Below are 17,924 nucleotides of genomic sequence, written 5' to 3'. Positions count from 1 at the left end.
AACGTCAGGAACGTCCCGCTCAGCAGCAGGATGATGAAGGAGTAGAGCGCGATCTCACCCAGCAGGAACGACCAGTGGTCGGGAAAGATCTTGCGCATGTTGCGCTTGAGGAAGGTCCCCGCGCCGATGCGGTCGTCGAGGTAGTTCGAAGGACCCGCGATGGCCTTGGGAACAGCCGTCATCTCGCTCATGCCTGACCCCCTTCCCTTACCTTGGCCTCGGCGTCGCCGCGCTCCCAGAAGCTGGGGCCGACCGGCACGGCGAAGTCACCCTTCGCGATCAGGAAACCCTGCTCGTCGACGCCGATGGGCAGCTGCGGCAGCGGCCTGGCGGCCGGGCCGAAGATGACCTTGGCGCCGTCTGCCGCGTCGAAGGTCGACTGGTGGCAGGGGCACAGGATGTGGTGCGTGGTCTGCTCGTACAGGGCCGCGGGGCAGCCGACGTGCGTGCAGATCTTGGAGTAGGCCACGATGCCGTCGTGGGTCCAGTTCTTGTTCACGCCCGACTTGATCTCTTCGGGCCTGAACTTGATCAGGATCAGCGTGGCCTTGGCCAGGGCGTTCATATCGTGCTCGTAGCCCTCGGGCACCACCGAAAGGATGCCGCCCGGCGAGTTGAAGTCGGCGGCCCTGATCGGCTGACCGGTGCCCTCGACGACCAGCTTGAGCGGCTTGCCCTCCTTGGTCTTGCCACCCCACACCGTGTGCCGCAGCTCCTTGTGGAAGGCCGAGGCGGGCATCTTGGAGTTGTCGAGGTCACGCAGCAGGACCAGCGGGATCAGCCCCAGCGGGGCCGAGGCCAGCAGCAGCGTACGGCGCAGCAGCGGCCGCTTGACGAAGCCGCTCTCCTTGGCGCCCTGGACGAACGTCTCCGAGACGTAGGACCTGGTCGCCGAGTCGGTCGCCATCTCGTGGCGCTCCTGGATCAGCGTGTACTTCGGCATGACCTGGCGGACCCAGACGACGATGCCGGCCGCGAGACCGAGCAGCGCCAGCGTCAGCGGCGCGCCCAGCGCGAGGTTGGAGACCGCCGTGCTGTCGACGTCGCCCACCTGGAAGACCACGTAGTTGACGATGAACACGATGCCGGCGAGGGCGGTGATCGTGAAGCAGAGCGCCACGATCCTCTCGCCCTTGCGAGCCTTGGCCTCGTCGGGGTAGTAGACGCCGGGAACCTCGTCGTCGTCCTTCTTCTCCTCGGCGGGGATCATCGTGCTTCCCGGCGGAGGGGTGCCGATCACGCGCTTGGGGACGCGCTCGTCCGGCTGCTCGATCTCATGTTCGTTGTCTGTCATGACGCCTGTCGCTTCTTAGCGGTGATCCAGATGGCGGCCAGTACGAGGGCGCTGATACCCACGAGCCATGCGACGAGGCCCTCGGTGACCGGGCCGATGCGGCCCAGGCCGAAGCCGCCGGGGTCGGTCTGCTCCCGCACGTCCGTGATGTAAGCGATCATGTCCCGCTTCTCTTCGGGCGTGATCGTGGAGTCGTTGAAGACCGGCATCGCCTGCGGTCCCGTGGCCATCGCCTCGTAGATCTGGGTGGGCGTCGCCTCGTTCAGGTTGGGCGCGTACTTGCCCAGTGTGAGCGCGCCGCCCGCGCCGGTCCAGTTGTGACACTGGATGCAGTTGGCCCTGAAGAGCTCGCCGCCCCTGGCGACGTTGCCCTGCGCGGGGTCGACCGCGTTCTTGTCGGGGACGACGGGCCCGCCGCCGAGCGACTGCACGTAGGCGGCCAGCTGGCGGGTGGTGTCCTCGTTGACCCACGGCGCGACGGGCTTGCGCGGCGCCTGGGCGCCAGGGTTGGCGGCCGGCATGCGGCCGCTGCTCACCTGGAAGTCGACCGCCGCCGCGCCCACGCCGACGAGCGTGGGACCGGTGGACGTGCCCTCAGCATTGAGGCCGTGGCAGCTCGAGCAGTGCGCCTGGAAGAGGCTCTTGCCTTCTGCGACGTCGTCGGCCTTGCCGGACGCCAGAGCGGCGTCTGCCGGCCTGCTGGCCGGCGAGAGGAGGGTGTACACCCCCCCGACCAGCGCCAACGCGAAAAGCAGGACGGCGTATCTCGCGAGCGGATGCCGCCGCCGAGCGGTGATCCTAGTCACAGAGATCCCCGTTTCCTTACTGGATGATGTAGATGGTCGCGAAAAGGCCGATCCAGACGACGTCAACGAAGTGCCAGTAGTACGACACGACGATCGCGCTGGTCGCCTGCTCATGCGTGAAGCGCTTCGCGGCGTACGTGCGTCCCAGCATGAACAGGAACGCGATCAGACCACCGGTCACGTGAAGCCCGTGGAAGCCCGTGGTCAGGTAGAACACCGAGGTGTACGGGTTCGCGGAGAGCGTCGCGCCCTCGTGGGCGAGCTGCATGTACTCGTAGATCTGGCCGCCGACGAAGACGGCGCCCATGAGGAAGCTGACGAAGTACCAGAAGCGGAGCTTGCCGACCTGACCCTTTTCCGCGGCCCACACGCCAAGCTGACACGTCACACTCGACAGGACCAGGATGATCGTGTTGACCGTAGAGAACGGAACGTTGAGATGCGCCTCGGGCCAGGGCTTGCCCTCGCCGAGACTCACTGACCGGATGGTGAAGTACATCGCGAACAGCGCCGCGAAGAACATGAGCTCAGAGGACAGCCACACGATCGTCCCGACGCTGACCAGATTGGGCCTGCGGGACGAATGAGCTGTCGTCGTCGTTGTAATTGCGGATGCTGTCGCCACGGGCAGCATTATTGCGGCTCCAGTGGTCGGGTCGCCGCACGACCCCCCGTTAGTGGGTCCGAACCTGCCCTCAACCTGGAACAATTAGGGCAAAACGCCCGCCGAGCCCGGCGGCCTGGGTATCTGTGCAGGGGCACCGGTACGATCCCAGGTGACCATACCGCTACCACCGATAGTGAGCTGCGACCGTGAGCACCGACGACACGATGAGGGTCCTCGTCTACAGCGACGACGCGGGAACCCGCGAGCAGGTACGGCAGGCCATCGGGCGCCGTCCCGCGGCCGACGTCCCGCTGGTGGAGATCGTGGAGTGCGCCACCCAGCCCAAGGTCCTGCAGTTGCTCGACTCCGGCACCGTCGACGTGGCCGTGCTCGACGGCGAGACCCAGCCCGCAGGCGGCATGGGCGTCAGCAAGCAGGCCAAGGACGAGGTCTACGACTGCCCGCCGATCCTGCTGCTCGTCGCGCGCAGGGACGACCGCTGGCTGGCCAACTGGTCGCGCGCCGACGCCGTCGTCTCGCAGCCGCTGGAGCCGATCGCCCTGGCCGACGCCGTCGCCGGGCTCATGAGGCAGCGCTCCGCCACCCGACTCAACGCGAAGTAGGTTCTCCATGGACGCTCGCACCACCTGGCCCGCGCTGCTGTCGGCCCTCCTTTCGGGGGAACACCTGACCGCCGACGAGACGGCGTGGGCGATGCGGGAGATCATGTCCGGGTCGGCCACGCCCGCCCAGATCGCCGGGTTCGCGATCGCGCTGCGCGCCAAGGGCGAGACCGTCGCCGAGGTGACCGGCCTGGCGCGGACGATGCTGGAGCTGGCGACCCCGCTGAAGGTGGAAGGGCCCGTCGTCGACATCGTCGGCACGGGCGGCGACCGCGCCCATACGGTGAACGTCTCCACCATGGCCGCCATAGTGGCCGCCGCAGCGGGCGTGCGGGTGGTCAAGCACGGCAACCGCGCGGCCTCCTCCTCGTGCGGCGCCGCCGACGTCCTCGAGTACCTCGGCATCAGGCTCGACCTGCCGCCCGAGTCCACCGCCAGGGTGGCGGCCGAGGCGGGCATCGCGTTCTGCTTCGCGCCCGTCTACCACCCCGCGCTGCGCTTCGCTGGCCCGCCGCGCAAGGAGCTCGGCGTGCCGACGGTCTTCAACTTCCTCGGCCCGCTGACCAACCCCGCCCGCCCCTCCGCGCAGGCCATCGGCGTCTACGACGCGCGCATGCTGCCCGTCCTGGCCGGCGTCTTCGCCGAGCGCGGCGTCTCGGCCCTGGTCTTCCGCGGCGACGACGGGCTCGACGAGCTCACCATCGCCACCACCTCCACGGTGTGGGTGGTGCGCGACGGCGCCGCGACGCAGACGGTCTTCGACCCCGCGGTGCTCGGCATCGCGCGAGCCGAGGCCGGCGCGCTGCGCGGCGGAGACGTCGCCTTCAACGCCCAGGCCGTGCACGACCTGGTGCGCGGCGAGACGGGGCCCATCCGCGACGCCGTCCTGCTGAACGCCGCCGCCGCCCTGGTGGCCGCCGACGGCCCCGGCGACGACCTCGACTCGGCGATGATCGACGGCTACGCCCGCGCGGTCCAGGCCGTCGACTCCGGCCGCGCCGCCGCGACCCTCGACCGCTGGATCGAGGTCAGCCGCACGCTGACGCCCGCGTAGGCCGCCAGGCCCCTACGGTCCGCACGGCGGTGGAGCGAAGATCCGCCGCCAAGCGGATGTCAACCTCCTGACCGGGGCCTACGCTCCCGGCCATGCCGCCTCTTCTGACCTGGCTGGCCACCGCCGCCACGGTCGTCCTGTGTCCCGTCGCGCTCCTGCTGCTGCGCTCCCGCCTCCGCCTGGCGGCCACGCTCTCCTCCGAGCGCCTGGCCGCCCGCGAGACCGTCGAGCGGGCCAGGATCATCCAGGAGCTGCACGAGGTGGTGGCCCACCACGTCAGCGTCATGACCCTGGGGGTCGGCGCGGGCCGCATGACCATGGAGAAGAACGCCCTGAGGGCCACGGACACGCTGAAGGAGGCCGAGGAGTCGGGCCGCCAGGCCCTGGGCGAGCTGCAGCGCATGCTGGGCGTGCTGAGCGCCTTCACCGGGGTCCCGCCCTCCAGGACGCCGCAGCCGCGCCTGACCGACCTGCCCGACCTCCTCGACGACGCCCGCCGTACCGGCCTGCGGGTGGAGTTCGTCCAGGACGGTCGCGCCGCCCCCGTCGCCCCCGGCGTGGAGCTGTCGGCCTACCGGATCGTCCAGGAGGCCCTCAGCGGCGCCGCGTCGGCCACCTGTGCCAGAGTGACCCTCCGATGGCGTCCGGGCTTCCTGGAGGTCCTGGTGACCGACGACGGCCCCTCCAGAGCGCCTGGCCTCAGCATGCGCGAACGCGCCGCTCTGCTCGGCGGCACCCTCACGACCGCGGACGGCCGCTCCGTGCACGCCAGCCTGCCGCTCGGCTGATCTTCGCCGGGGAAACCCGCCGCCCGCCCGGCGGGGCGGGCGGCGGGGCCGCACCTAGAGCGACTCGGTGATCGCCGACTTCACCGAGCTCCACTGCAGCCACTGCTTCCAGTCCTCCTGCCAGTGGCCCCAGCCGTTGGTCGGCTCCAGCCTGCGCGGCGAGCCGGTGATGATGATCGGATCTCCGATCAGCGTGTTCTTGATGAACCACGCCGCGTTGGTAGGGCTGACGTTCACGCAGCCGTGGCTCACGTTGGCGCGGCCCTGCGAGCCCACCGACCACGGCGCGCTGTGGACGTACTCGCCGGAGTTCGAGATGCGGACGGTGTTGTAGACGGTCAGGCGGTAGTAGCCGGACTGGCCTGGACCGATGCCAGGAGAGGTCATGATGGTGACCGGCTCCCTGGACATCGCCAGGTGGATGCCGGAGGTCGTGTAGTACTTCCACGCCCCGCCCTGGCCGGCGCTCATCGGCATCTCCCTGACGAGCCTGCCGTCGCGCTTCACCTTCAGCACGTGGTTCTGCGTGCTCCCGCTGGTGATCTGCTCTCTGCCGATCTTGAAGTCGAGGACGTGGTCGCGCTTGCCGTACATGCCCTCCCCGCCGCGCACGCCGGCCAGGCGCGCCTCGAGGCGGACCCTGGTGTGCGCGGGCCAGTACTTCTTCGGCCTGAAGTCGACGTGCCTGTCGTCGAACCAGTGCCAGGCGCCCTCGACCGGCTTGGAGGTCTTCACGACGAGGTTGCGCTCGACCGAGACGCGGTCGGTGATGTCCTTGTCGAAGGTGATCATGATCGGCATGCCGACGCCGACGGTCAGTCCCGTGTCGTCCTTGTGCGGGGCGATGTACTCGATGCCGAAGGTGCTGTCGGCCTTGACCGTGGAGAACGTGGTCGTGGTCCGCGTCGTCTGGCCCACGGGGTTGGCCACGAGCGCGGTGACGGTGTACGAGGCGCCGGGGGTGGCGTAGCGCTCACTGCGCCACTGCGTGCCGTCCGCGCTGAGCTCGCCCGTCAGGGTGCCCGCCTTGCCGGTGACGGTGACGCTCCGCAGCGTGCCTCCCCGGGCCGCCACGAGCACGGTCTGGTCGGTCGGCACGTTGCCCGCCTTGTCGGCGGGCAGCACATGGACGCTCGCCGCCGGTGGCGCGGCGCTCGGCGTGGCCTGCCCCTCGGGCTTCTCGCTCCCCGCGCAACCGGTCAGTACGGCGAGGGCAAGAACACCAGCCGATCCATGAGTCAACCGCCCCACGAGAACTCCCCTCTCCGCAATCCCTCAGGCCCCGTTACTACCCTCCGTAACCGTTTTGCCATATCCGGTGCGCGGTAAAAAACGCCAAAAGCGGGCGCCCTTGGACAAGGGCACCCGCTTCAGCGTGGATGGGTCAGTGGGAGAAGTGACCCCGGTAGTACTGGAAGACGAATCCGACCATCGCCATGATCACCATGAAGACGCCGATCAGGAACATCCACATGCCGATCACGAAGCCGACGAACGCGAACGCCGCCGCGAGGCAGACGAACAGCGGCCACCAGCTGCTCGGGCTGAAGAAGCCGATCTCACCGGCGCCGTCGCTGATCTCGGCCTGCTTGTTGTCCTCCGGCTGGGCGCCGATGCGGCGGGCCGTGAACATCAGGTAGTAGCCGATCATGAACGCGAAGCCGACCGAGATGGCCATGGCCGTGGTGCCGACGGGCTCCCTGGACCAGAACCAGTAGACGACGTCGACGCCGGCGAAGAACAGTCCGCAGAGCAGGAACAGCCAACCCTGGACCTTCATCGGGCTTCACCCTCCAGAGGCTTGGCCGACACGTGCGGGTAGTGGAGGTCGAACGCGGGGCGCTCGGACCTGATGCGGGGCAGCGAGGTGAAGTTGTGCCGCGGCGGCGGGCAGGAGGTGGCCCACTCCAGCGAGCCGCCGTAGCCCCACGGGTCGTCCACGGTGACCTTCGGCGCGCTGCGCCAGGTCTTCCAGACGTTGTAGAAGAACGGCAGCGTCGAGGCGCCGAGGATGAAGGCGCCCACCGACGAGATGAGGTTCAGGTCGGTGAAGCCGTCGGTCGGGGCGTAGTCGGCGTAGCGGCGGGGGAAGCCCACCACGCCCAGCCAGTGCTGCACCAGGAAGGTCGTGTGGAAGCCGATGAACAGCAGCCAGAAGTGGACCTTGCCCATCCTGTCGTTGAGCATCTTGCCGGTGAACTTCGGCCACCAGAAGTAGAAGCCCGCGAACATCGCGAACACGACCGTGCCGAAGACCACGTAGTGGAAGTGGGCCACGACGAAGTAGCTGTCGCTGATCTGGAAGTCGAGCGGCGGCGAGGCCAGGATGACGCCGGTCAGGCCACCGAGCAGGAAGGTGATCAGGAAGCCGATCGAGAACAGCATCGGCGACTCGAAGCTCAGATGGCCTCGCCACATCGTGCCGATCCAGTTGAAGAACTTCACGCCCGTCGGCACCGCGATGAGGAACGTCATGAACGAGAAGAACGGCAGCAGGACCTGGCCCGTGGCGAACATGTGGTGGGCCCACACGGTGATCGACAGACCGGCGATCGCGATGGTGGCGGCGACCAGGCCGATGTAGCCGAACAGCGGCTTGCGGCTGAAGACGGGGAGGATCTCCGTCACGATGCCGAAGAACGGCAGCGCGATGATGTAGACCTCGGGGTGTCCGAAGAACCAGAACAGGTGCTGCCACAGCATCGCGCCACCGGTCTCGGGGGCGAAGATGTGGGTGCCGAGCTTGCGGTCGGCCTCCAGCGCGAGCAGCGCGGCGGCCAGCACGGGGAAGGCCATCAGCACGAGCATGCTGGTCAGCAGGATGTTCCAGGTGAACATCGGCATACGGAACATCGTCATGCCGGGCGCGCGCATGCAGATGATCGTGGTGATGAAGTTCACCGAGCCGAGGATGGTGCCGAGACCGGACAGGGCCAGACCCATGATCCACAGGTCGCCGCCGATGCCGGGCGAGCTGATCGCGTTCGACAGCGGGGTGTAGGCGAACCAGCCGAAGCTGGCCGCGCCGTTCGGGGTCAGGAAGCCGCTGACCGCGATGATGCTGCCGAACAGGTAGAGCCAGTAGCTGACCATGTTCAGGCGGGGGAAGGCCACGTCGGGCGCGCCGATCTGCAGCGGCATCAGCTCGTTGGCGAAGCCGGCGAACAGCGGCGTCGCGAACATCAGCAGCATGATCGTGCCGTGCATGGTGAACAGCTGGTTGAACTGCTCGTTGGTGGTGAGCTGCAGCCCAGGCTGCGCCAGCTCGGCCCGCATGATCAGCGCCATCACGCCGCCGATCAGGAAGAAGATGAACGACGTGATCAGATAGAGATGCCCGATGATCTTGTGATCGGTGGAGGACATCCACTTGGCGATCACCAGGCCCTTGCGGGTCGGCGGCGCCGTGACGGGTGGTGCTTGAATGGCGGTCACTGGGGGCTCCCAGCCTGGGTCGTCATGTACTGGTCGAACTCAGCCTGCGAGACGAGCTTCACCCTGAAGAGCATGCGGCTGTGGTCGACGCCGCACAGCTCGGCGCAGCGGCCCGCGTAGGTGCCGGGCTTGTTCAGCGTGGTGATCTCGAACTTGTTCTTCTCGCCGGAGATGCCGGGGATCACGTCACGCTTGAACATGAACGCGGGGACCCAGAACGAGTGGATCACGTCGTCGGCGTCGAGCTTGAACTGGACCTGGGTGTTCACCGGGAGCACCAGCTCCGGCGCCTGGGCCGCCTGGTAGTCGCTCACCGGCATGCCGACGACCTTGGCGGTCTTGCCGCCGGCGTCGGTGGTGAAGCGCCAGCTCCACTGGAAACCTTCCACGTGGACTGTCACGGCGGGCGCGGCCGAGGTCTTGAGGATCTCGGTCTCGTCACGGGCGGTGAAGAAGAAGAACACCGACACCATGACGAGCGGCACGAGCGTGTAGAGGATCTCGATCGGCAGGTTGTAGCGGACCTGCGGAGGGAGCTCGGCCGAGTTCTTGCGCCTGCGGTGGAAGACACACGCCCAGATGATCAGGACGATGACGACGAGTCCCGTGGCCAGAGCCGCGATCCACGCCCCGTTCCACAGGTTCGTGACGGTCTCGCCCTGCTTGGTGACGCTCTCCGGCAGGAGGCCACGCGACCAGTTGGCCTCGGGCACGTCATTTGCACAAGCCGTCGCGGAGGCCAGCAGCAACGCCAAACCGGCGGCGCTGGACACTCTGCGCCGGCCCAACGGACGCCGCTCAGTACGGCGGGTCGGACTCACGGATCGCCTACCCCACAGATGAAGCCCAGGAGTCTCTCCTGGGCGCTCGTATTTCCATATGCACAGCTGATTGCAGACACATTAGCGTGGGGGGTGGTCGGCTCCCCGCTCGCCCCCGTTAATGTCTCGATGTGGCGTACTTCGACGCGGCATCGACCGAGCCGCTGCACCCCCGAGCGCGTGAAGCGCTGATAACTGCCATGGATGCGGGCTGGGCCGACCCGGCGCGCCTGTACGGCCAGGCCCGCCGTGCTCACCTGCTGCTGGAGCAGGCCCGCACGGAGGTGGCCGAGGCGCTGGGCGCGAGGCCCGACGAGGTCTCCTTCACCTCCTCGGGCACGCAGGCCGTGCATCTCGGCGTGCTCGGCACCCTACACGGCAGGCGCAGGGCAGGGCGTCACCTCGTGACCAGCGCGGTGGAGCACTCCAGCGTCCTGCACGCCGCCGCCGTCCACGAGGGCGAGGGCGGCATGGTGAGCACCGTGGGCGTCGACCTGGCAGGTCGCGTGGATCTGGCGGCCTTCGGCGCGGCCGTCGCCATGGAGGGCACCGCCCTGGCCTGCCTGCAGACGGCCAACCACGAGGTCGGCACGCTGCAGCCGGTGGAGCGGGCGGCCGCGATCTGCAGGGAGCACGGCGTGCCGCTGCTGGTCGACGCCGCCCAGAGCGCGGGCCGCCTGCCGATCCCCCAGGGCTGGTCGGTGCTGACGGCCAGCGCGCACAAGTGGGGAGGGCCCGCGGGGGTGGGGGTGCTGGCCGTGCGGAAGGGAACCAGGTTCCGCTCCTTCCTGCCCGAGGACGAGCGCGAGCGCCGGAGGGTGCCGGGCTTCGAGAACGTCCCCGCGGTCGTGGCGGCCGCCGCCGCGCTGGTGGCGGTCAAGGAGGAGGCCGAGAGGGACAACGCCCGCCTGTCCGCCCTCGTCGACGTCATCAGGGAGCGGGTGCCGCAGGTGGTGCCCGACGTGGAGGTCATCGGCGACCCCGTCGACAGGGCGCCGCACATCGTGACCTTCTCCTGCCTCTACGTCGACGGCGAGGCGCTGCTGACCGAGCTCGACAAGGCCGGCTTCGCCGTATCGTCCGGCAGCTCGTGCACGGCTAGTACGCTTCGTCCATCGCATGTTTTGGAGGCGATGGGCGTGCTTACGCATGGAAACGTCCGGGTATCGCTGCCCAGGGGCGCTTCCGCGGCCGAGGTCGACAGGTTCCTGACCGTCCTTCCCGACGTGGTGCGCCGGATCCGTCAAGACGCAGGAGTCGCATGACAGTCGCAGCTCAGCCGGCCCTGACCATCGACGCGCTCGGCAAGAAGTGCCCGATCCCGATCATCATGCTCGCCGAGCAGATCAACTTCGTGCCGCTGAACGCCGTCGTCGCCGTCCTGGCCGACGATCCTGCCGCCTTCACCGACGTGCCCGCCTGGTGCAGGCTCAAGTCGCATCCGCACGTGGGAACCTACGAGCTGCCCGGCGGCGGCTGGGCGATCCACGTGCGCCGCAACTACTGACCGGACGGCCACGCGGCCAGGGGTCGTGAGCCGCGCGTAGATGGGTACATCCCCGACGGAAAGTCATCGACTTCGGGGGGATTCAGATGACCAGCGGACATCCGCACGAGACCGCGCGCGACCTCATGAACCCGGGCGTGGAGTGCATCGCCGCCCACGAGACCCTGGACAGGGCCGCGCAGATGATGCGCGACATGAAGGTCGGCGCGCTGCCCATCTGCGGCGAGGACGACAGGCTGAAGGGCATCATCACCGACCGCGACATCGTCGTGAAGTGCGTCGCCGAGGGGCACGACCCCTCCACGGTGACGGCCGCTCAGATGGCCACAGGGCTGGTCTGGGTGGCGGCGGACGCCACGGTCGAGGAGGCCCTGACGCGCATGGAGGAGAACCAGATCAGGCGCCTGCCCGTGATCGACAACCACCGGATCATCGGCATGATCAGCGAGGCCGACCTGGCCAAGCACCTGCCGGACGACCAGCTCGCCGAGTTCATGCACCGCATCTACGCGCCCTGAACGCCTTCGCGGCCCGGCGTGACGGCGGGCAGCGCGGTCCCGCTGGAGCACGCGTGAGGGACGGACGGCCACCGGTGACCCCGGTGGCCGTTGTTTCGCGTGCCGTAAGGCAGGAGAAGGATCAGGCGTGGTGGCAGCGGATGTGCGCGGCCACCTCGTCGGCGGCCTGCTGCCCGTAGGCGGCGGCGAAGCGGTCGAGGAAGACCTTCTGGCTCAGCTCGTACTCCTGGCAGCCCACGCGCTCCAGCACGTGCGTGGCGGTGAGGTTGCCGACCTGCCCCGCCCGCTCCAGCGTCAGGCCCCAGGCCACGCCGGACAGGAACCCGGCCCTGAACGCGTCGCCCACGCCCGTGGGGTCGGCCTTGCCCAGCTCCGGCGCGGGGGTCACGTGAACGGACGGCTCGCCCTTGCGGTCGATCACCGCGCCCTTGGGCCCGAGGGTGGTGACGCGCACGCCGACCCTGTCGAGGACCTCGGCGTCGGACCAGCCGGTCTTCTGCTCGATGAGGCCCTTCTCGTAGTCGTTGGAGAACAGGTAGGCGGCGCCGTCGACCAGCTGGCGGATCTGCTCGCCCGACATGCGGGCCAGCTGCTGGGAGGGGTCTGCGGCGAACGGGATGCCGCGCTGGCGGCACTCGTCGGTGTGGCGCAGCATCGCGTCGGGGTCGTTGGGGCTGATCAGCACCAGGTCGATCCCGCCGACGCGGTCGGCGATGGGCTTCAGCTCGATCAACCGCGCCTCGGCCATCGCGCCGGTGTAGAAGGAGGCGATCTGGTTGTGGTGCTCGTCGGTCGTGCACAGGAAGCGCGCGGTGTGGTGGGTCTCGGAGACGTGCACCGACTCGCAGTCGACCCCGTGCCGCTCGAGCCACGAGCGGTAGTCGGCGAAGTCGGCGCCGACCGCGCCCACGAGGATCGGGCCGAGGCCGAGACAGCCCATGCCGAAGGTGATATTGGCCGCGCAACCACCACGCCTGACCTGCAGGTCGTCGACGAGGAACGACAGGGATACCCGGTCGAGCTGATCGGCGATGAGCTGGTCCCCGAAGCTGCCGGGGAAGGTCATCAGATGGTCTGTCGCGATGGAGCCGGTGACGGCGATGCGCACGGGATTCTTCTTCCTCGTTGTCAGCAAGCCAATGAGCCCCAAGAGAATACGCGAAGGTCCCGCCCGCACAAAGACGGACGGGACCCTGCGGCGTTCGGCTAGTTGAACGAGTCGCCGCAGGCGCAGGAGCCCGTGGCGTTGGGGTTGTCGATGGTGAAGCCCTGCTTCTCGATCGTGTCGACGAAGTCGATGGTGGCGCCGATCAGGTAGGGCGCGCTCATCCTGTCGGTCACGACACCCACACCGTCGAAGTCCGAGACGATGTCGCCGTCCATCGAACGGTCGTCGAAGAAGAGCTGGTAGCGCAGGCCGGAACAGCCACCCGGCTGCACGGCAACGCGCAGCTGCAGGCCCTCTTCACCCTGCTGCTCCAGCAGGCTCTTGACCTTGGCCGCGGCCGCGTCGGTCAGGACCAGGCCCTGCGTCGTGGTCTCGCTGCTCTCAACCGTCATGTGCTGACTCCCGCGTCTGGATCAGCCGCAGTGTCACGGCTGTCTGTTTCTGACGTCCTACTTAGACGCTATCAACACCCGGCGACCGCTATGCATTCCGCTGACGTGAGGTTGTGGCCAAGGACCCGGAATAAATCCCCCCAAGGCGTGTGTCATCATTAGTCGTCACTTCGACGATAAGGGGGTACGGCCATGGCCACCCAGACTGGGCTGCCGCTCTTCGTCCTCGGGCAGGACACCGATCCGCACAGCGAGAAGGGGGTCGACTGTCCTGGCGAGCTTCCCGCCGCCTCCGACCCCGGACTGGTGGAGCGTGCGCGCAAGGCCAAGGAGGCGCTGGGCGACAGGCTGTTCGTCCTCGGCCACCACTACCAGCGTGACGAGGTCATCCAGTTCGCCGACGTGACCGGCGACTCCTTCAAGCTGGCGCAGCAGGCCGCCGCCCGTCCCGGGGCGGAGTACATCGTCTTCTGCGGCGTGCACTTCATGGCCGAGTCGGCCGACATCCTCACCGGCGACGCGCAGCAGGTGATCCTGCCCGACCTGGCCGCGGGGTGCTCGATGGCCGACATGGCCACCTTCGACCAGGTCGAGGAGGCGTGGGAGATCCTCGAGGACGCCGGCGTCGCCGACACCGTGGTGCCTGTCACGTACATGAACTCCAGCGCCGACATCAAGGCCTTCTGCGGCAGGCACGGCGGCACGGTGTGCACCTCCTCCAACGCCAAGCGGGCGCTGGAGTGGGCCTTCGAGCAGGGCGAGAAGGTGCTCTTCCTGCCCGACCAGCACCTGGGCCGCAACACCGCCGTGCTGGAGATGGGCCTGTCGCTCGAGGACTGCCTGGTCTACAACCCGCACAGGCCGCCGTCCGCCGAGGAGCTGCGCAGGGCGAAGATCATCCTGTGGAAGGGCCACTGCTCGGTGCACGGCCGCTTCACCGCCGACTCGGTCGACGACGTACGGCGCCGCATCCCCGGCGTCAACGTCCTGGTCCACCCCGAGTGCAAGCACGAGGTGGTGCTCAAAGCCGACCACGTGGGCTCGACGGAGTACATCATCAAGAAGCTCGCCGAGGCCCCCGCGGGCTCGAAGTGGGCGGTCGGCACCGAACTGAACCTGGTCAAGCGCCTCGGGCAGATGTTCCCCGACAAGAGCGTCTCGTTCCTCGACAAGACGGTCTGCTACTGCTCGACCATGAACCGCATCGACCTGCCGCACCTGGTGTGGGCGCTGGAGTCGCTGGTGCTCGGCGAGGTCGTCAACCAGATCACGGTCGACGCCGACACCACCCACTGGGCCAAGGTCGCCCTGGACCGCATGCTGGCCCTGCCGTAGCACCCGTCGCCGCCCGGCCCCCGACGAGCGAGGGCCGGGCTCCTGGCGCCCTAGACGAGTGAGTAGACGACCCGGACGTGGACCGAGAGGTTCTGCTGTCCGGGGCTCACCGAGGACCTGTCCTCGGCGGCCGCTCCCGCGAAGGCCATGGGCTGCGGCCCTCCCACGACCTCGTCGCTGATGAGGACGACCTCGCCGAGCCTTCGCCCCGCCAGCTCGGCGAACTGCCTCGCCTTGGTCTGGGCGTCGTTGAAGGCGGCGGCTCGGGCCTTCCTGAGCAGCGCGGCGGGATCGGACACCTCGAAGGAGACCCCGTTGAGCCTGACCTCCTCACCGACCGCGACGGCGGCGTCGATGATCCGGTCGGCCTTGTTCAGGTCGCGCACGACCGCCTCGACCCCCTGGGAGGCCCGGTAGCCCGACACCTTCGGATAGGTCTCGTACTCGGGGCCGAGGGAGAGCTCGCTCGTCCGCAGGTCCTTGGCGGCCACCCCCGCCTCGAGCAGGGCCTTCGTGAGCTTGGCCGCGGCCGCCCTGACGGCCTTGAACGCCTCGCCCGCGCTGGCCGCGCGCACCTCGACGCCCGCCGACAGGCGCATGACGTCGGGAGTGGCGGAGATGACGCCCTCTCCGACCACCGAGATCCGTTTGCTCGTCTCGTCCACAACCACCCTCGCAGGTTCCGCGGTCGCCGCCCTGGCGAGCCCGCCGAGCATGCCCATTCCCGCGAACACGACGGCCGAGGCCGCGAGCGCGTGTGTCAGTCTGATCATGTGAGACATGTCACCATCACGCCCCGGCGGGCTGATGGATCGACCCGGCCGCTTGACTAGATCATGGAATGGTCTGCCCACCATCGCAACAGTTTGGTCTCGCCGTCCATGCGCTGCCGCTCGAGCTCGCCTCTGCGCCAGATCAGCAGCAGCAGCTCGGCGGCGGTGTCGGCGTGCAGCGTGGCGCTCGCCCGCGCCGCCGAGCGCTCGTAGGCGAACCCCTCGGGCCCGAGCGTGATCAGCCACGCCGCGCCCGAGCCCGTCCTCCACGAGATCGTCTCTCCGTCGCCTGTGAGCTCGCGCACCTCGGGGCGCCATCTGGCGTACGGCAGGATGTCGAGGAACTCCTCCACCCCGTCGACCGCCACGTCCTCGGGGATGTCGGGTGTCACGCCCAGGGCCAGCGCGGCGTCCGCGTGGTGCACCACGGTCTCGTGGAGCTGCCTGCGCGACCAGAACCGCACGTGCCTGTCGCCGCCCCACGCCCACATCGGCGCGTCGCCAGGGTGCGCGGTCAGCGCCTCGTCCAGCAGCCCCGCCCCCTCGCGGAGCCATCCGGGGAACTCCTCGTCCGCGAGCCCGGCGAAGCCTGCCTCGAGCGCCGCCCTGTCGAACCGTTCGGCCGCCAGCTCGCCCACCATGAGCGCGGCCCACCGGTGGACCCCGCCGGTGTGCGTCACCAGCTGCCGCAGGTCCCATCCTGGGCAGGTCGGCACCTGCGTCGTGAAGTCGGCGCCCTCGACGGTCCCCGCCATCCGCTCGATCTGCGTGACCGCAGCCGCCGCGTACCGCTCGTGGGTCCAGTCCACCATGCCCGCCTCCCTGTGCCTGCCCGACTTCACGCCGATCGTGCCATCTCGGGGCAGACGCGGCTAGCCCGGCACGCGCGGCTCCTGGCAGGCCTCCACCACCGCGGCGCGCCGCTCCGCCTCGCCCGCCACCACGACCAGGCGCGCTCCCAGGTCCTCCGCCAGCCGCGCCGCGCACTGGCCCCCCGTGCTGATCACCGTGACAGGCACGGAGGGGAACGGATGCTCCCGCCTGACCTCCTCCAGGTCCGCCGCCATCTCGCCCTTCGCCAGCCACTCCCCCGCCGCGGCAGCGACCACCCTGCCCGTGCGGTAGACGCCGTAGGGGTCGGCGAGCCCGGTGCGGAAGGTGTGCGCCAGCCAGCCCAGCGTCCTGGCCAGGGCGGTGACCCCCCACGTGGCGCCGAGGGCGGGCGCCCACGCGCGCAGGCCGCCCGCCCACGCGATGTTCGGACCCCGCCCGCACGCGGGATCGACGAGGACGAGACGGGCCACGCGCAGCGGATGCAGCCTGGCGAAGGCCTCGGCGTGCCAGGCGGCGACCGAGCGCGCCACGACGGTCGCCCGTTCGGAGCCGGGCACGAGCGCGGCCAGGCGGGCGGCTTCGCCGTACAGGGTGGGCGGGGTGGGCACGGCGGGGCTGAGCCCGAGACCTGGCCGGTCGAAGCGGAGGACGCGGTGCCCCTCGCGAAGTCCCTCGGCGACGGCCTCCCACTGGTACCACGCGCCCGCCGGCCCCGAGCTGAGCAGCACGACATGGCCCGACCCCTCGTCGACGACATGGACGGGGCCGCTGTCCGGGGAGGGCGTGGCCTCGACCAGCAGCCTCGCGGCCAGGTAGAGCAGCCAGACGGCGACGAGCGTGACCTGCACGCGCTGGGCGAGTCCCGCATACCTGCCCACCGCGTCGGCGACGAGCGTGGCCATGGTGGCCGCGCACGTGGCCATGGTGAGCAGCCAGGTGAACGTGCTGCGCCATCGCGCGCTCAGCACCACCATGGCCACCAGCACGGCGGCGTTGGCGGCCACGCCCGCAGCCACGTGCGCCCGATGGGCGAAGGAGAGCGGCCCTCCGCAGCCGGCGCAGTCGAACGGGAACAGCCCTCCGACGGCGGTGCAGAGCCCGAACACCGCCATCGCCAGCCAGCCCTGCCACTCCTCGCGCACCCTGATGACGAGGGCGACCCCCGCCATGCAGGCCAGGCCCGCCACCGTGTCGCACGCCCTGAACAGGGCCGACCACTCCTGGTCGGCGACTGTCAGCTGACCGACCAGGCGGTGCAGGTCCAGGGCCTGGCTGGTGAACTGGCCCGGCATCCACGCGCTGACGAGGACGGCCACGACGGCGAACAGGCAGGCGGCCGCCAGGCTGAGTCGTCGCTCCATGTGATCATTACATCACCAAGCGTACAAACGCCCCATCCCGGGGTCCTGGTTACAGACCGGGCGCACCCCACACGGGGAACCAGCGCGACAGATCCTCCTCGATCTTCAGCTCGCCGGTGAGCGCGCCGCGGGCCTGCAGTTCGAGCGCGTTGTCCCTGAGCTGCCCGGCCAGAGGCGCGAAGGGGTAGAACGTGCCGCGCTTGTAGAGGTAGACGATGGCCAGCCTGCGGCCCTGCGCGTCGGTGAAGGACACCAGCGAGCACAGCAACGAAGGGCCGAAGCCCGCGTCCTCGAGCGAGGAGTTGACCGCGTGCAACTCGGTGACCAGGTCGGAGAGCGCGTCGGGCGCGCGCCTGACCACCAGCCAGGAGTAGCCGTAGACGTCCTCCGACTCCTCCACCCGCTCGCCGAGCAGCGCCTTGACGTCGCCGTGAAGCGTGGCGAACGCCCCTCCCTCGGCCGCCCTGTAGCTGACCGAGCCCACCCCCGTCGGCGCCAGCCCGGTGGCGGCCTGCAGGGTGACGGCCGCGGACGGCAGCGCGAACAGCGCGTCGAGGTCAGGCTGGACCGGCTTGGTCCTGCCGAGGATCACATCGAGCCAGCTCATG

General features: G+C 69.2%; 20 protein-coding genes and 1 pseudogene. 7 read left to right on the top strand and 14 right to left on the bottom strand.

What is annotated here, in order from left to right; translation table 11 throughout:
* The 4 genes and pseudogenes from ABFX50_RS47000 to ctaE all read right to left on the bottom strand — a co-directional run.
* Window positions 1–191, bottom strand: a pseudogene (locus ABFX50_RS47000) (cytochrome bc1 complex cytochrome b subunit); the annotation flags it as partial.
* Complete coding sequence (gene qcrA / locus ABFX50_RS46995; RefSeq protein ID WP_183658750.1) at window positions 188–1,294, bottom strand: cytochrome bc1 complex Rieske iron-sulfur subunit; 1,107 nt, start codon at window positions 1,292–1,294, stop codon at window positions 188–190. The gene qcrA and the pseudogene ABFX50_RS47000, both read right to left, overlap by 4 nt.
* Complete coding sequence (gene qcrC, locus ABFX50_RS46990) at window positions 1,291–2,100, bottom strand: cytochrome bc1 complex diheme cytochrome c subunit (RefSeq protein ID WP_183658748.1); 810 nt, start codon at window positions 2,098–2,100, stop codon at window positions 1,291–1,293. The genes qcrA and qcrC overlap by 4 nt, the downstream gene beginning before the upstream one ends.
* A 16-nt stretch (window positions 2,101–2,116) precedes the next feature.
* Window positions 2,117–2,734: an aa3-type cytochrome oxidase subunit III gene (gene ctaE / locus ABFX50_RS46985; RefSeq protein ID WP_183658745.1), complete on the bottom strand. Its 618-nt coding sequence runs from the start codon at window positions 2,732–2,734 to the stop codon at window positions 2,117–2,119.
* A gap of 197 nt (window positions 2,735–2,931) precedes the next feature.
* Here ctaE and ABFX50_RS46980 point away from each other — a divergent pair, with 197 nt between their 5' ends.
* The 3 genes from ABFX50_RS46980 (at window position 2,932) to ABFX50_RS46970 (ending at window position 5,172) form a co-directional block, all read left to right on the top strand.
* A complete protein-coding gene (locus ABFX50_RS46980) occupies window positions 2,932–3,330 on the top strand; it encodes a DNA-binding transcriptional response regulator (protein ID WP_346156925.1) in 399 nt (132 codons plus the stop codon).
* Between the two features lie 7 nt (window positions 3,331–3,337).
* Window positions 3,338–4,384, top strand: a complete 1,047-nt coding sequence (gene trpD / locus ABFX50_RS46975; RefSeq protein WP_346156918.1) for an anthranilate phosphoribosyltransferase — start codon at window positions 3,338–3,340, stop codon at window positions 4,382–4,384.
* A gap of 92 nt (window positions 4,385–4,476) precedes the next feature.
* On the top strand, window positions 4,477–5,172 hold the full coding sequence (locus ABFX50_RS46970) for a sensor histidine kinase (RefSeq protein WP_346156916.1): 696 nt from the start codon (window positions 4,477–4,479) through the stop codon (window positions 5,170–5,172).
* A 54-nt stretch (window positions 5,173–5,226) separates the two neighbouring features.
* Here ABFX50_RS46970 and ABFX50_RS46965 read toward each other — a convergent pair whose 3' ends face one another.
* The 4 genes from ABFX50_RS46965 to ctaC form a co-directional block, all read right to left on the bottom strand.
* Entirely contained in the window at window positions 5,227–6,423 is a 1,197-nt protein-coding gene (locus ABFX50_RS46965) for a L,D-transpeptidase (RefSeq protein ID WP_346156913.1), read from the bottom strand.
* A gap of 133 nt (window positions 6,424–6,556) precedes the next feature.
* Window positions 6,557–6,952 carry a cytochrome c oxidase subunit 4 gene (locus tag ABFX50_RS46960; RefSeq protein WP_183658737.1) on the bottom strand — a complete coding sequence of 132 codons (396 nt, stop codon included), beginning with the start codon at window positions 6,950–6,952 and terminating at the stop codon, window positions 6,557–6,559.
* Window positions 6,949–8,607 (bottom strand): aa3-type cytochrome oxidase subunit I, encoded by a 1,659-nt coding sequence (gene ctaD / locus ABFX50_RS46955; RefSeq protein WP_428834731.1) that lies wholly within the window; start codon window positions 8,605–8,607, stop codon window positions 6,949–6,951. The genes ABFX50_RS46960 and ctaD overlap by 4 nt, the downstream gene beginning before the upstream one ends.
* Window positions 8,604–9,362 (bottom strand): aa3-type cytochrome oxidase subunit II, encoded by a 759-nt coding sequence (ctaC, locus tag ABFX50_RS46950; RefSeq protein ID WP_312895917.1) that lies wholly within the window; start codon window positions 9,360–9,362, stop codon window positions 8,604–8,606. Before ctaC ends, ctaD begins: the two co-directional genes overlap by 4 nt.
* 197 nt (window positions 9,363–9,559) lie before the next feature.
* Between ctaC and ABFX50_RS46945 the strand changes: the two genes are divergently transcribed.
* The 3 genes from ABFX50_RS46945 to ABFX50_RS46935 all read left to right on the top strand — a co-directional run bounded on the left by ABFX50_RS46945 (window position 9,560) and on the right by ABFX50_RS46935 (window position 11,453).
* A complete protein-coding gene (locus ABFX50_RS46945) occupies window positions 9,560–10,693 on the top strand; it encodes a cysteine desulfurase family protein (protein ID WP_346156908.1) in 1,134 nt (377 codons plus the stop codon).
* Complete coding sequence (locus tag ABFX50_RS46940; protein ID WP_183658729.1) at window positions 10,690–10,935, top strand: sulfurtransferase TusA family protein; 246 nt, start codon at window positions 10,690–10,692, stop codon at window positions 10,933–10,935. Before ABFX50_RS46945 ends, ABFX50_RS46940 begins: the two co-directional genes overlap by 4 nt.
* Window positions 10,936–11,021: 86 nt before the next feature.
* Window positions 11,022–11,453, top strand: a complete 432-nt coding sequence (locus ABFX50_RS46935; protein WP_183658727.1) for a CBS domain-containing protein — start codon at window positions 11,022–11,024, stop codon at window positions 11,451–11,453.
* Window positions 11,454–11,574: 121 nt separating this feature from the next.
* Here ABFX50_RS46935 and ABFX50_RS46930 read toward each other — a convergent pair whose 3' ends face one another.
* Together ABFX50_RS46930 and erpA are read right to left on the bottom strand one after the other, a co-directional pair.
* Window positions 11,575–12,561: a carbohydrate kinase family protein gene (locus ABFX50_RS46930; protein ID WP_346156903.1), complete on the bottom strand. Its 987-nt coding sequence runs from the start codon at window positions 12,559–12,561 to the stop codon at window positions 11,575–11,577.
* A gap of 98 nt (window positions 12,562–12,659) precedes the next feature.
* A complete protein-coding gene (gene erpA / locus ABFX50_RS46925) occupies window positions 12,660–13,013 on the bottom strand; it encodes an iron-sulfur cluster insertion protein ErpA (RefSeq protein WP_183658723.1) in 354 nt (117 codons plus the stop codon).
* 192 nt (window positions 13,014–13,205) lie between these two features.
* Between erpA and nadA the strand changes: the two genes are divergently transcribed.
* A complete protein-coding gene (nadA, locus tag ABFX50_RS46920; protein ID WP_346156899.1) occupies window positions 13,206–14,348 on the top strand; it encodes a quinolinate synthase NadA in 1,143 nt (380 codons plus the stop codon).
* Between the two features lie 50 nt (window positions 14,349–14,398).
* On the opposite strand, the gene ABFX50_RS46915 is transcribed toward nadA, so the two are convergent.
* Genes ABFX50_RS46915 through pspAB form a run of 4 tightly spaced genes read right to left on the bottom strand, consistent with a single transcriptional unit; the run spans window position 14,399 to window position 17,923 of the window.
* Complete coding sequence (locus ABFX50_RS46915) at window positions 14,399–15,121, bottom strand: SIMPL domain-containing protein (RefSeq protein ID WP_346156897.1); 723 nt, start codon at window positions 15,119–15,121, stop codon at window positions 14,399–14,401.
* A 56-nt stretch (window positions 15,122–15,177) separates the two neighbouring features.
* Complete coding sequence (locus tag ABFX50_RS46910) at window positions 15,178–15,933, bottom strand: maleylpyruvate isomerase family mycothiol-dependent enzyme (protein WP_346156894.1); 756 nt, start codon at window positions 15,931–15,933, stop codon at window positions 15,178–15,180.
* A gap of 60 nt (window positions 15,934–15,993) precedes the next feature.
* Window positions 15,994–17,316, bottom strand: coding sequence for an alpha/beta fold hydrolase (locus ABFX50_RS46905; RefSeq protein WP_346156892.1), 1,323 nt, complete (start codon window positions 17,314–17,316; stop codon window positions 15,994–15,996).
* Window positions 17,317–17,365: 49 nt separating this feature from the next.
* Window positions 17,366–17,923: a PspA-associated protein PspAB gene (gene pspAB, locus ABFX50_RS46900; protein WP_346156890.1), complete on the bottom strand. Its 558-nt coding sequence runs from the start codon at window positions 17,921–17,923 to the stop codon at window positions 17,366–17,368.
* Between the last annotated feature and the right edge of the window lies 1 nt (window position 17,924).

This window comes from Nonomuraea recticatena, from assembly GCF_039533245.1.
GTDB lineage: Bacteria > Actinomycetota > Actinomycetes > Streptosporangiales > Streptosporangiaceae > Nonomuraea > Nonomuraea roseola.
Note: the sequence above shows the minus strand (reverse complement) of the source record. Positions and strands in the feature narration are given on the sequence as shown.

Excerpts from the sequence above, each read along its gene's own strand:
- ABFX50_RS46940 (WP_183658729.1), top strand. The coding sequence starts at position 10,690 with ATGACAGTCGCAGCTCAGCCGGCCCTGACCATCGACGCGCTCGGCAAG.
- ABFX50_RS46970 (WP_346156916.1), top strand. The coding sequence starts at position 4,477 with ATGCCGCCTCTTCTGACCTGGCTGGCCACCGCCGCCACGGTCGTCCTG.
- ABFX50_RS46935 (WP_183658727.1), top strand. The coding sequence starts at position 11,022 with ATGACCAGCGGACATCCGCACGAGACCGCGCGCGACCTCATGAACCCG.
- ABFX50_RS46910 (WP_346156894.1), bottom strand. The coding sequence starts at position 15,933 with ATGGTGGACTGGACCCACGAGCGGTACGCGGCGGCTGCGGTCACGCAG.
- ABFX50_RS46905 (WP_346156892.1), bottom strand. The coding sequence starts at position 17,316 with ATGGAGCGACGACTCAGCCTGGCGGCCGCCTGCCTGTTCGCCGTCGTG.
- erpA (WP_183658723.1), bottom strand. The coding sequence starts at position 13,013 with ATGACGGTTGAGAGCAGCGAGACCACGACGCAGGGCCTGGTCCTGACC.
- qcrA (WP_183658750.1), bottom strand. The coding sequence starts at position 1,294 with ATGACAGACAACGAACATGAGATCGAGCAGCCGGACGAGCGCGTCCCC.
- ABFX50_RS46960 (WP_183658737.1), bottom strand. The coding sequence starts at position 6,952 with ATGAAGGTCCAGGGTTGGCTGTTCCTGCTCTGCGGACTGTTCTTCGCC.
- ABFX50_RS46980 (WP_346156925.1), top strand. The coding sequence starts at position 2,932 with ATGAGGGTCCTCGTCTACAGCGACGACGCGGGAACCCGCGAGCAGGTA.
- nadA (WP_346156899.1), top strand. The coding sequence starts at position 13,206 with ATGGCCACCCAGACTGGGCTGCCGCTCTTCGTCCTCGGGCAGGACACC.
- ABFX50_RS46915 (WP_346156897.1), bottom strand. The coding sequence starts at position 15,121 with ATGATCAGACTGACACACGCGCTCGCGGCCTCGGCCGTCGTGTTCGCG.
- trpD (WP_346156918.1), top strand. The coding sequence starts at position 3,338 with ATGGACGCTCGCACCACCTGGCCCGCGCTGCTGTCGGCCCTCCTTTCG.
- ctaE (WP_183658745.1), bottom strand. The coding sequence starts at position 2,734 with ATGCTGCCCGTGGCGACAGCATCCGCAATTACAACGACGACGACAGCT.
- pspAB (WP_346156890.1), bottom strand. The coding sequence starts at position 17,923 with ATGAGCTGGCTCGATGTGATCCTCGGCAGGACCAAGCCGGTCCAGCCT.